The 11699-nt window shown below is 70.0% G+C and carries 10 protein-coding genes; 3 read left to right on the top strand and 7 right to left on the bottom strand.

From position 1 onward, the window contains the following. On the bottom strand, positions 1–576 hold a 576-nt coding region (hrcA, locus tag A5704_RS10805; RefSeq protein WP_082950473.1), incomplete at its 3' end, for a heat-inducible transcriptional repressor HrcA. 206 nt (positions 577–782) lie between these two features. On the opposite strand from hrcA, the gene A5704_RS10810 reads away from it, so the two are divergent. The 3 genes from A5704_RS10810 (at position 783) to A5704_RS10820 (ending at position 2632) form a co-directional block, all read left to right on the top strand. Next, on the top strand, positions 783–1097 hold the full coding sequence (locus tag A5704_RS10810; RefSeq protein ID WP_067748401.1) for a type II toxin-antitoxin system VapB family antitoxin: 315 nt from the start codon (positions 783–785) through the stop codon (positions 1095–1097). Between the two features lie 63 nt (positions 1098–1160). Beyond that, the gene (locus tag A5704_RS10815; RefSeq protein ID WP_067748399.1) at positions 1161–1760 is read left to right on the top strand and encodes a carboxymuconolactone decarboxylase family protein; all 600 of its coding nucleotides are present in this window, start codon (positions 1161–1163) and stop codon (positions 1758–1760) included. Beyond that, on the top strand, positions 1757–2632 hold the full coding sequence (locus A5704_RS10820; protein WP_067785043.1) for a sigma-70 family RNA polymerase sigma factor: 876 nt from the start codon (positions 1757–1759) through the stop codon (positions 2630–2632). The genes A5704_RS10815 and A5704_RS10820 overlap by 4 nt, the downstream gene beginning before the upstream one ends. Here the strand turns inward: A5704_RS10820 and A5704_RS10825 are convergent. From A5704_RS10825 to A5704_RS10850, 6 genes are all read right to left on the bottom strand, one after another. Further along, on the bottom strand, positions 2626–3129 hold the full coding sequence (locus tag A5704_RS10825) for a hypothetical protein (protein WP_067888965.1): 504 nt from the start codon (positions 3127–3129) through the stop codon (positions 2626–2628). The two genes, A5704_RS10820 and A5704_RS10825, sit on opposite strands and share 7 nt — an antisense overlap. Positions 3130–3306: 177 nt before the next feature. Then, positions 3307–3822, bottom strand: coding sequence for a hypothetical protein (locus A5704_RS10830; RefSeq protein WP_067888972.1), 516 nt, complete (start codon positions 3820–3822; stop codon positions 3307–3309). Positions 3823–3990: 168 nt separating this feature from the next. Beyond that, a complete protein-coding gene (locus A5704_RS10835) occupies positions 3991–4209 on the bottom strand; it encodes an MbtH family protein (RefSeq protein ID WP_067748391.1) in 219 nt (72 codons plus the stop codon). Beyond that, complete coding sequence (gene mbtG, locus A5704_RS10840; RefSeq protein WP_067748388.1) at positions 4187–5482, bottom strand: NADPH-dependent L-lysine N(6)-monooxygenase MbtG; 1296 nt, start codon at positions 5480–5482, stop codon at positions 4187–4189. Before mbtG ends, A5704_RS10835 begins: the two co-directional genes overlap by 23 nt. Next, a complete protein-coding gene (locus tag A5704_RS10845) occupies positions 5479–9888 on the bottom strand; it encodes a non-ribosomal peptide synthetase (protein WP_067888969.1) in 4410 nt (1469 codons plus the stop codon). The genes mbtG and A5704_RS10845 overlap by 4 nt, the downstream gene beginning before the upstream one ends. Beyond that, the coding region (locus tag A5704_RS10850) for a non-ribosomal peptide synthetase (RefSeq protein ID WP_156737004.1) at positions 9885–11699 on the bottom strand (1815 nt) is incomplete at its 5' end. The genes A5704_RS10845 and A5704_RS10850, both read right to left, overlap by 4 nt.

An 11699-nucleotide genomic window follows, 5' to 3' on the forward strand; every position in this document is an offset into this window, starting at 1 on the left:
CGATAGCTTCTTGCCGATCAACGCCTGGCCGAGCATCTCGCGGAGCTGGGACAGCTGGTGGTCGTCGATGACGTCGCCGAGTTCGACGATGCGCTGGTCCACCCGACCGGTGTCGGTGATGACCACCATCAGCAGGCGGGCCGGCGTCAGCGCGATCACTTCGAGGTGGCGCACGGTGGACGACGTCAGCGTCGGGTACTGCACCACGGCGACCTGGCGGGTCAGTTGGGCCAGCAGTCGCACCGCCCGGCGCAGCACGTCGTCCAGGTCGACGCCGGACTCCAGGAAGCTCAGGATCGCGCTGCGCTCGGCGGAGGACAACGGCTTGACGTCGTGGAGCCGGTCGACGAACTCGCGGTAGCCCTTCTCGGTCGGCACGCGCCCGGAGCTGGTGTGCGGCTGGGTGATGTACCCCTCGGCCTCCAGAACCGCCATGTCGTTGCGCACGGTGGCGGACGAGACGCCCAGGTTATGACGCTCCACCAGCGTCTTGGAACCGATGGGCTCCTTGGTGGCAACGAAATCGGCGACGATGGCACGCAACACCTCGAAACGCCGATCGTCGGCACTTCCCACTCGTTGTCACCTCCCTGCACCGCGCTGACCGGGTCCATTTTACGGGTCTCGAGCCGCGCCAACGGTTACCAGCGGGCCGTCGGCGGCGGGCAGTCGGCGGCACCCGCAACGATTACCGACGCTTCGGCGCTGGCGACCCTTCGTCCGGTTAGCCTTTCCAGCATGAACCGGTCCGGTGATCGCGACGCGTCGGGGAAGATCGGGCGATGATTTTCAAGGGCGTGCGCGACGGCAAGCCATACCCCGAGCATGGGCTGTCCTACCGGGATTGGGCCCAGATTCCGCCGCAGCAGATCCGGCTCGACGAATTGGTCACCACGACCACGGTGCTCGCCCTGGACCGCCTGCTGTCGGAGGACTCCACGTTCTACGGCGACCTGTTTCCGCACGCGGTGCGGTGGAAGGGCGTCACCTATCTCGAAGACGGCCTGCACCGGGCGGTCCGCGCGGCTCTGCGGAACCGCACGGTGCTGCACGCGCGGATCTTCGACATGGACATGGCGCCGGGGCCGCCGCGGTAGCCGGTCACGTTTGCGCACCGCCGGGTGTCGACTTGGTGAGGACGACATTCAAGGAGGACCGCCATGCCTCGGCTGCAAGGAGTCTCGGACCGTGACGCCGGTCTGGGCGCCAAGATCGCCTTCTTCTTCACCAAACGCAAGCTGGCCCAGATGACCGGGCTCGAAACGGCCGGGATGCTGGAACCGCTGCGGATGTACGCGCACATCCCCCGGCTGCTCAACGCGTACGGCAGGCTCGAGCAGGCCGAGTCGAAGCTGGACATCCTGCGCCCCCGCGACCGTGCGCTCGCGGAACTCAAGGCGGCGACGACGGTGCACTGCGAGTACTGCATCGACCTGGGTTCGCAGATCGCCCGCCGGTGGGGCATCACCGACGAGGAACTGCTCGCGATGGCCGATTATCGGAACGCCGCGTGCTTCTCCGACGTCGACAAGCTGATCCTCGAGTACGCCACCGCGATCAGCCGCACCCCCGTCGAGGTCAGCGACGAGCTTTTCGATGCGCTGCGCGGGCATTTCGACACCGCCCAACTCGTCGGGCTCACCCACGTCATCACGCTGGGCAACCTGCGGGCCCGCTTCAACCTCGCGCTCGGTATCGGCTCGTCCGGCTTCTCGGGCGACCGGGTCTGCGCCCTGCCGGAAACCCACGGTGACACGTGACCGTCGCTGCGTCGGTGACGGCGCGTTTCGAGGCGGCGCGGCCGCAGCTGGGCGCCATCGCCTACCGCATGCTGGGCTCGATCGACGACGCCCAGGACGCCGTGCAGGAGGCGTGGCTGCGGCTGAGCGGAAGCCACGCCGACGGGATCGCCAATCTGGACGCCTGGCTGACCACCGTGGTGGCCCGCATCTGTTTGAACATGCTCCGCGACCGCCGGGCCCGCGGACGGGAGGACCTGGCCGCCGTCCTGCCGGACCCGATCGTGGAAGCCGACGGCGAGTTCGACCCCGAACACCGGGCGATGCTCGCCGACGCGGTCGGGCTGGCGTTGTTCGTGGTGCTGGATACGTTGCCGCCCGAGCAGCGCCTGGCGTTTGTGCTGCACGACGCGTTCGCCGTGCCGTTCGACCAGATCGCGCCCATCGTCGGCCGCACGCCGGAGGCCACCCGCAAGCTGGCCAGCCGGGCGCGCCGGCGGATCGAACAGGCCGACCCGTCCCCCGACGGCGACGCGACCGCCCAGCGGGAGGCCGTCGACGCGTTCTTCGCGGCGGGCCGCAGCGGCGACTTCGACCGCCTGGTCGCGGTGCTGGATCCCGAGGTGGTGCTGCGCGGGGACTTCGGCCGCGGCACCCCCGGCTTCCGCGCCGAGGGTGCACCCACCGTGGCCAAGCTGGCCCGCAGCTATGCGGGCCCGGACCGCGAGGTGCGCGCCGCGACAGTCAACGGGGCGGCCGGCGCGGTGATCTTCGTCGCCGGGCAGGCGACGGCGATCATGGGATTCGTCGTGCGCGACGGCCTGATCGCCTCGATCGACGTGCTGGCCGACCCCGTCCGCATCGCGCGGTTAGACCTGCGCGCCGATCACTGACCGGCGGCTTGCAGCAACTCCATCGCCGACGCCCGCGACAACACCCAGCCGCCCTGGTTGACGAACGTGACGTTCTGCGTGACCGGTGACGTCAGCTTCGGGCCGGAGACCGCGACGTCAGCCGTGGCCGAGCCGGCCGCGGCCGGCTGGATGTTCGTGACACCGAACGACAGGGGCAGGTCGCCGTTCTTGGCCGCCTTCTGCAGCTTCTTGTCGGCGACGTGCGCCTCGATGCCACTGATGCCGCCCTGAACCAGGTTGCTCTTGCTGGCGAACGAGACGCTCGGGTCGGCCAGGCTGTTCAGCACGCCGGTCAGCTGATCGGCGGTCGGCAGGTCGGCGGCCGCAACCGGAGCCGGATCCTGCGGTAACGGCGCACCGATCGCTGCGAGCCGCACCTGGTCCATCGAAGGCGCGATGGAGACCGCGCCGGCGGCCGCACCCCCGATGACGGCGAATGCTGCCGCGCTGGTGGCGAGCAACTTGACGGCTTTCATGGTTCCCCCTTCGACGGGCGCGCCTGGTGAAACGGATCCACGCATCTGGCGTGGTGTCAACGCGCCTGCTACTCCTGTTGATTCGCCTGGCGGCATGGCTACGTTACGGCCACGCCATGTGAAGACAACAGGCGGAACCTGTGCCCCAGCTGTGTGGCGGCCCAGAATTGCGGCCGGCTAGTTGGTCGCGGTCGCGGCCTGGATCAGGGCGATGGCGGCGTCGTGCTGCAGGACCCAGTTGCCGCCCTGATTGACGAACACCAGGTGCTTTTCCACCGGCCCGGCGAACTTCGGACCCGAGATCGCCACGTCGGCCTGGGCCATGTTCGGGCCGGCCGGCGCGATGTTCGTCACGGCGAAGGTCTCCGGAAAGTTGCCGTTGCGGTAGGCCTTTCGCAGATCGTGATCGGCAACGTGGCCCTCGTCGGGGGTGATGCCGTTCTCCACCAGGTTGTTCTTGGTGGTGTACGAGACGCCCGGATTGGTCGCCTGGTCGCACAGGGTCGACAACTGCTCCGCGGTCGGAAGAGCGCCCGGGGCCGGCGGCGGCGGTGGCGGGTCCTGCGGGAGCGGCGCGCCGAGCGCGGCCAACCGCACCTGATCCATCGGTGCCGCGACGAAAACGCCACCGCCGGCTCCCCCTAAGACGGCGAACGCCGCCACGCCGGTGGCAATACTCTTCATGGTTTTCACGGTTCCCCCTTCGATACGCATGCACCATGGCGGGATCTCAGCGATCTTGTCCCCCACACGGTTCCGCGTGACCACGGTTAGTAGGTGTAAGTGTGCCTGGTGTGACCGGCGATTGTGTCTCGGGCCGGTCACGGTACGGCGACGCTACGGCCGCGCACCGCCCGCCCGTTACGAGCGTCGCTCGATCGATTCCCGGAGACTCTTCGGCCGGATGTCGGTCCAGTTCTGCTCGATGTAGTCGAGGCACTCCGCGCGGCTCGCCTCGCCGTAGACCACGCGCCACCCCGCCGGCTTGTCGGCGAAGCTCGGCCACAGGCTGTGTTGATCCTCGTCGTTGACGAGGACGAAGAAGGTGCCGTTCTCGTCATCGAAGGGGTTGATGCTCATCGCGTCTCCTTGTCGTGTGCTGGGGCGGGCCCACCGAACCCACCGTGGATCCCAATACCCGGTCTGACAACAATCCCAAGCAGCTGAGGTTGGGAAATCCCGGCCCCTGCGTCAGACCGGAGAGGTTGGGCAGGAACAACTTGGGTGCGACGTCGGTGACGGCCAGGTCGTGGCCGATCGCCTCCTGCAGGCTGTCGGCGGTCAGCGGTCCGCCCAGGCCGAGCTCCAACAGGTCCAGCACGTCCTGGCCGAACAACGACGTGAACCACAGCGAGTCGGCGCCAGAACCGTCGATGACGAGGTCGAAACCGTGCACCGTCTCGAGGTTCTCGCTGCCGCGGTTGGTGGACAGGGTCAGTCGGATCTGCCCGTCGCGGCCCACCGCGTGGGCCACCCGGCCCCGCAGATGGCGGATGCGGTCGTCGGCCAGCAGGGCCTCCTGCACGTTCGCCGAGAAGACCCCGCGGTCGGTGCGGGCCAGCGCGTCGCGGCGTTCGGCCAGCGTCAGCGCGCTCCAATCGGTGGGGTCGGAGAACAGCGAGTTCTCGAAGAAGCTCTCCCCGCGGGTGAACAGCGTCACCTGCGGCGAGATGACGGTGATGGTTGAAACCCGGTGCCGGAACAGCTCGTTGAGCATCGACGCCGCGGTCTCGCCGCCGCCGATCACCGCCACGCGCTCGGCGCTGATCCGGTCGTGACCCGCGGCGCGGTCCCAGAACTGGGCGATCGACAGCATGCGCGGATTGCCGGGCAGCAAGGATTTCTCGGCCTGACCGGGCCCGGTGATCATCAGGGCGTCGGCTTGCACGGTCGTCTCGTGGGTGTGCAGCGTCCACTGGTCCCCGCTCACGGCCAGCCGTTCCACCTCACCGTGCACCACGTTGAGGCCGATCCGGTCGGCCACCCAGCCCAGGTATTGGCTCCACTTGCGATGGGTCGGCGCCGGGCGGCCGCGGTCGATCCACTCGGCGAACGACGCCGTGGCGATCAAATAGGACTGCCAGCTATAGCGGGTCATCCGCTCGTCGAGTTCGGCGTTGCGGCGGGGCACCAGTGCCGAGCGGTAGGGGAACCCGACATCCTTCTCCGGGCTGGTGCCCAGCCGGTGCGCGCCGTCGGTCCAGCCGCCGCTCGCCTGCCAGTTCGCCGCCACGCCGATACGTTCGACGGCGATCACCTCGGGGGCGTCGACACCCATGTCCCGCAGCACGGAAGCCTTGGCCGCGACGGCGACCGCCTTGGCTCCCGCGCCGAGGATCGCAAGTGTGCTCATGGGGCCATCTCCCGTAGCGATTCGATCCAAAGATGTTGCAGCTCGGCGACATCGGCGTCACTGAGAATGTCGGGCAGCGTGCGCCACTGCGCGGCCAGCACCCGCTGCCCGTCGAAGGTGAGCATGGCGGCCACGATGGTGAGCTCGTGGCGGACCGCGAGATCGGGTTCGGGCTGTGGCGACACCCCGGCCAGCAGCTCCCGCTCCAGCGTCAACGCGGTGCCGCCGTGGGCATGGGCGGCTCCGATGTAGTTCAGCAGCAGTTGCGGCCGGCGCAGCGGGGCGAGTCGCTCGGCGGTGTCGGTGCGCAGGTAGCGCAGCAACCCGTAGTCCAGCCCATCGCCCGGGATCGTCGCCAGCAGCTCCCCCGCGCCTCGTGGGCCCGTCGACGTCACCCGAATCGGGTAGATGGAGCTCAACAGCCCGACGGTGTCGCCGGTATCGATGCTGCGCGTGCCCGTGCCGTCGACGAGACCGTCGGCGCGCCCGTGTGTTTCGAGCGCCAGCAGGGGCGGTGGCGTGGCCTGGTCGCGCGAGCGCCGCCACCGCGTCACCGTCGCCGCCGTGGCGGCGATCAACAGGTGGGGCATCGGCAGGCCCGAGCCCAGTAACCGGCGGGTGAGGTCGGCGTCGGTGGCGATCATGCGGACGTCCAGATCGCGGGCGCGGTCGCGACGCGGATCGACCCGCCGGGCGCCGAGGTCGGGATCGTCGCCGTCGGACTGGGCGGCCCAGAACTGCACGGTGTCCAGTCGGTGAGCGCGCTCGATGAGGGCGGCGGCCCAGCGCCGGTAGCTGGTGTGTTCGCGGATCGGCGCGGGCGCACGCCCGGTGGTCAAAGCCGTTAGGGCGGAGTCCAATTCGCCGAGGACGACCCGCCAGGACGCCGGGTCCATCGCAAGGACATGGGCGGCCAGCAGCAGGACGCTCGGCCCGGCCGGGGGCCGAAGCCATACCGCGGCCAGCATCGTCCCCCGCTCCGGGTCGAGGCGGTCGACGGCCCCGGCCGCGTAGGCGGGGATCACCGCTCGCAGATCGTCGGAGGTCGCAACCTCGTCGATGAGTCCGGTGTGGGTGTCCGGTGCCGAAACCAGGGTCATGGCGGCCCGGTCCAGGCGGGAGCGCAGCACCTCGTGGGCGTTCACGATGCCGGCCAGCGCGGCGTCCAGTTGTTCGCGGGTGACGTTGTCGGGCAGCCGGATGGCCTCGGTCTGCGCCAGGCGGCGCGGCTCACCGAATTCGTAGAGCCATCGTCCGTTGGGCAACACCGGCATGGGTCCGGTGTCCTCTTCGGCATCGCTTGCGGCAGAGTACGTTTCGGAGTCGATCGCCTCCGCTAATTCGCGGATGTTGGCGCACTCGAGGACGAGCCTGGCGCGCAGGGCAATTCCCCGCGCCCGGGTCGCCTGGACCACCGACAGGGCCGTGATGCTGTCCAAACCCAGCTGCAGGAAATCCGCGGAGACGTCGACTCGCGGCTGGTGGAGCAGCTCCGAAAGCACTTCGGCCAGTGCGGCTTCGGTCGGCGTTGCGGGGGCGGCCTCGGCGGGATCCGGCTCGTTGGCGTCGAAGGCGCTGAGCGCGGCCTCGTCCAGCTTGCCGTTGACCGTCAAGGGGATCTCGTCGACCGCGAGGATGCGCTGAGGGATCATGTAGCGCGGCAACCGGGTGCCGAGCATCGTACGTAGCTCGGCCGCCGTCGGCGGCCGGGGCGCCGCTTCGGCGACGACCACGTAGGCCGTCAGCAGCGCGACCCCATGGCGCCGGCGCACCACGACCCCCGCTCGCCGGACGGCGGGATGCGATTCGAGCGCGGCCGCGATCTCGCCCGGCTCGACGCGGTAGCCGCGGATCTTGACCTGAGCGTCGGCGCGGCCCACGTATACCAGCGAGCCGTCGGGGGCCCGACGCACCAAATCGCCAGTGCGGTACATGCGTTCGCCGGTCGCGAACGGGTCGGCGACGAACCGCTGCCCGGTTTGGGCGGCGCGGCCCAGATAACCGCGGGCCAGCTGGGCGCCGGCGAGATACAGCTCGCCCGTCACGCCGCCCGGAACCGGTCGCAGCGCGGAGTCCAGCACGTAGCCGCGCGTGTACGCGGTCGGCCGCCCGATCGACGGGTCGTCATGCTCGGCGATGGCGGCGACCACCGCCTCGACCGTCGTTTCGGTGGGGCCATAGCAGTTGTGGGCCGCCATGCCGGTGCGCGCGCACTCGGCGCGGATGAGGTTCCAGTCGGGCTTGCCGAGCGCTTCCCCGCCCAGGGCCAGCACCGCCAGCGGCACCGTGCTCAGCAAACCGCATGCCGCGAGTTGGGCAAACATCGACGGGGTGGTGTCGATCATGTCGATGCGGTGCTCGGCGATCGCCTCGACCAGCGCCTCGGCATCGGTCTGCGTGTGCTCGTCGACGACGTGCACGGCGTGACCGTCGAGCAGCGCGACCAACGGCTGCCAGGCGGCGTCGAACGCGAACGACCACGCGTGCGCGATGCGCAGCGGCCGGCCCAGCCGGTCGGCCGCCGGGCGCAGCACGTTGTCCAGGTGGTCGTCGGCGTATGCGCTTACGGCTGCGTGAGTTCCGATGACTCCCTTGGGTTCTCCGGTGGTACCCGACGTGAAGACGACGTAGGCGGCTTGCCCGGGCGACACTTCGACCGGGTGGAAGCCCGCGCCCGGCGGTTCGCCGGCCAGCGGCGACTCCTCGTCGAGCACGATCGCGGCGCCGGATTGACGCAGGATCGATTCCACCCGTTCCGGGGGTGTTGTCGGCTCCATGGGCACGCACATGCCGCCGGCCTTGAGCACGGCCAGCATCGCGACGATGTAGTGCGGTCCCCGGGAAAGCCGAATGGCCACCGGGCTTTCGGGCCGCACGCCGCGGTCCGCGAGGCGGGCGGCCAGGCCGTTGGCGAGGGCGTCCAGTTCGCGGTAGCTCATCGTGCCGCCCGCCCAGCTGATCGCGAGGTTGTCCGGGGTCTTGGCAACGACGTCGGCGAACCTCGTGTGGATGCCGACCGCAGACGGGGCGGGCGGGGCCGCGGCGCGCGGCGGGGCCGCCTCGTCGTCGAAGAGAACGCTCACCTGGCGCAGCGGCCGGTCCCAATCCCGCAGCAGCCGTTCGGCGGCGGTCAGCACCCGCCGGCCGAAGGCCGCGGCGGGAATGGCGCCCAGCGCACCGTCGATCACTTCGACCAGCACCACCAGTTCGCCGCCTTCGATGTGCGCGGCGACGGTGATCGGGAAATGTGACAGGGTTTGCAGGGTGGACGGCCGGAATGTCGCACCGCCTGCGGTCAATTCGACGCCCGCGGCCAGTCCGTCCAGGGGGAAGTTCTCGTAGACCAGCAGGGTGTCGAACATCTCCCCGACGCCGCCGAGCGCGCGCAGTTGGGCGTGCCCGAGGTAGCCGTGCTCACGCAGCAACGCGGCGTCACGCTGCACCGCGCGACATTGCTCGCCGACGCTTGCGGCCGGGTCGAGCCGCACCCGCATGGGAACGGTGTTGATGAACAGCCCGATCATGGTCTCCACGCCGGTCAGTTCGGGCGGCCGGCCGGAGATGGTGACCCCGAAGACCACGTCGTGGGTGTCGGTCAGCCTGGACAACACTAGCGCCCACGCCATTTGCATCAGCGTGTTGACGGTGATCCCGCGCGATCGCGTCCCGTCGACCAGTCGGGCGGTCGCCGCGCCCGGCAGCCGCAGTTCGGTGGTGCGGGGCAACCCGGCGCGCCGGTCCTCGCCCGAGCCGAGCGCCGCCGACAGCAGGGTGGGGCCCGGAAGGCCGGCCAGGTGCTCCCGCCAGACCCGTTGACCGGCTTGCAGATCGCGGCCGGCCAGCCAGCCGATGTAGTCGCGGTAGGGCCGCGGTGTGGCGGGCAACGCGGACACGTCCCCGCCGGCCCGATACAGAGTCATCATCTCGTTGACGAACACCGGCATCGACCAGCCGTCGATCACGATGTGGTGGGCGGTGAGCACCAAACGCCATCGAGAGCAAGGCAATTCGATGAGCAGGAAGCGGATGGCCGGCCCGCGCTCCAGATCGAACGGGCGCCGGCGTTCACCGGTCTCCAGCGCCTGCACATCCTCGGGCGCCGCGGCGACGGTGCGCCACGGCAGGTCGACCCTGGACGGCACGATCTGGACCGGGTGGGCGATCCCTCGGCTGAAGAAGCTGGCCCGCAGATTGGGGTGCCGCCTCAACATCTTTGTCGCGCAATCACGTAGCAGCGCGACGTCGAGCGCACCGGAGATGTCGGCGGCCATGCCGATCACGTACGGGTCGTCGGCGTCGCCGTCGGCGAATTCGGCGAGCGTGGTCAGCGAATACAAGCCCTCCTGCAGCGGGCTCAGTGCCATCACGTCCTCGATGTCGGGCGCGACATCCTTGGTGGCCGTCATGGCGTACCGTCGCGCGACGACCAGAGCTGCGTCACCGCAACCAAGTCGTCGGCCGAAAGGCCGGACGTGCTCATCGGCTCGAACCGGTCGTCGGCGTGCTCGGTGTCGTTCTGCCCGTCGAGAGCGGCCGCCAGCTGCTGCACCGTCGGGTTCTCGAAGATCATCCGCGGGCTGACCCCCAGGCCGGCGGCCCGTGCGCGCGCGGCGAGCTGCACCGACAGGATGCTGTCCCCACCCAGCGCGAAGAAGTCGTCGAAGCGGCCAACCTCGGGCGTCGACAGCAGCTCGGCGAACACCTTGGCCAGCGCACGTTCGGTGTCGGTGCGTGACGGCTCCGTTTGTCCGCTGGTGGTGACGGACGGCCGCGGCAGCCCGGGCCGATTCAGCTTGCCCGACTCGGTCTTGGGTAGCGCGTCCAGGACGGTCAACGACGACGGGATCATATAGCCGGGCAGCGTCGCGCCGATGGCGGCGCGCACCTCCGATGCGAACGAGGCCTTCTGCGCGTCGTCGACCATTGGCCGTTGCGGCACAACGTATCCGGCCAGGGAGGTGCCGCCGTTCACCTCCCAGGTGCGTGCGGCGGCGGCGGCGACCCCGTCGACCGCCGCCAGCGCAGCCTCGACCTCGGCCAGCTCCACCCGGAAACCGCGCACCTGGACCTGGTGGTCGGTCCGTCCGACGAATTCCAGTTGGCCGTCCTCGGTCCAGCGGGCGAGGTCGCCACTGCGGTACAGACGTGAACCCGGTTCGAGTGCAAAGGGATCGGCGACGAACCGGGTGGCGGTCAGCCCTGGGCGTTTCCAGTAGCCCCGCGCCAGTTGATCGCCGGCGTAATACAGTTCGCCCACGACGCCGACCGGCACCGCCCGCAGCCCGTCGTCGAGCAGGTAGGCGGCCGCCCCGGGAACCGGCTTGCCCACGAGCGGATTCGGCGGTGCCAGCCGCCCGCGGGATACCGCGCCGGACGTCTCGGTGGAGCCGATGTTGTTCAACAGCTCGATCTCCGCGCCGCCGCACACGGCCACCAGCCGTCGTAGCAGCGACGCGCTCACCGGTTCCCCGCCGCACACCAGTCTGGACAGCCCCCGCACCGCGTCGGGCCGGCTGTCCACCAGTGCGGAGACCAGGCTGGGCACCGCCGTCACCTGCGCGACCCCGTGCCGACTCATCAAGTCGCCGAGGGCTTCCGGGTCGCGGTGCTCGGCATCGTCGGCGAGGATCATCGTCGCCCCCGCCGCCAGGCCGGCCAGCATCTCCATGCCACCCTCGAGGAACGTGATCGAGGCCTGCGCCAGCCGCACGTCCTCCGTCCTGGGCGGGTAGTGCCGCAGCTGCCAGTCCAGCCGGGCCGCCATCGACCGATGGGTGCCCAGCGCGCCTTTCGGCTTGCCCGTGGATCCGGACGTGAAGACCAGGAACATCGGGTCGTCGGGGTGCGGCGGCGGCAGTTCCCGCCGAGCGGCATCTCCGTTCTCCAGCGCGGCCCGCACCTGCGCGTCGTCGAGCGAAATGACGGCCACGCCCGCTACGTCGGGGATGGTGTCCGCCGCTTCGGCCGTGGCCAGCACCACCGGCGGCCGCACGTCGTCGAGCATGAACTGCTTGCGCGCCCGCGGATAGCCCGGATCGATGGGGAAGTAACCGCCGCCCGCCTTCATGATGGCCACCAGCGCCACCACCAGGTCGATGCCGCGCCGCATCGACAGCCCGACCAACGACCCCGGCCCGACACCGCGCGCGGCAAGCAACGCCGCCAGGCGGTCCGAAAGGCGGTGCAGCGCTGGGTAATCGAGCTGCCGATCGCCGCA

Source organism: Mycobacterium sp. E735 (assembly GCF_001666955.1).
In the GTDB taxonomy this organism is placed as follows: Bacteria; Actinomycetota; Actinomycetes; order Mycobacteriales; family Mycobacteriaceae; genus Mycobacterium.

Bases quoted from the DNA above. Each gene is read 5' to 3' on its own strand.
- A5704_RS10815 (WP_067748399.1), top strand. From the start codon at position 1,161: ATGCCTCGGCTGCAAGGAGTCTCGGACCGTGACGCCGGTCTGGGCGCC.
- A5704_RS10810 (WP_067748401.1), top strand. From the start codon at position 783: ATGATTTTCAAGGGCGTGCGCGACGGCAAGCCATACCCCGAGCATGGG.
- mbtG (WP_067748388.1), bottom strand. From the start codon at position 5,482: ATGAGCACACTTGCGATCCTCGGCGCGGGAGCCAAGGCGGTCGCCGTC.
- A5704_RS10825 (WP_067888965.1), bottom strand. From the start codon at position 3,129: ATGAAAGCCGTCAAGTTGCTCGCCACCAGCGCGGCAGCATTCGCCGTC.
- A5704_RS10845 (WP_067888969.1), bottom strand. From the start codon at position 9,888: ATGACGGCCACCAAGGATGTCGCGCCCGACATCGAGGACGTGATGGCA.
- A5704_RS10835 (WP_067748391.1), bottom strand. From the start codon at position 4,209: ATGAGCATCAACCCCTTCGATGACGAGAACGGCACCTTCTTCGTCCTC.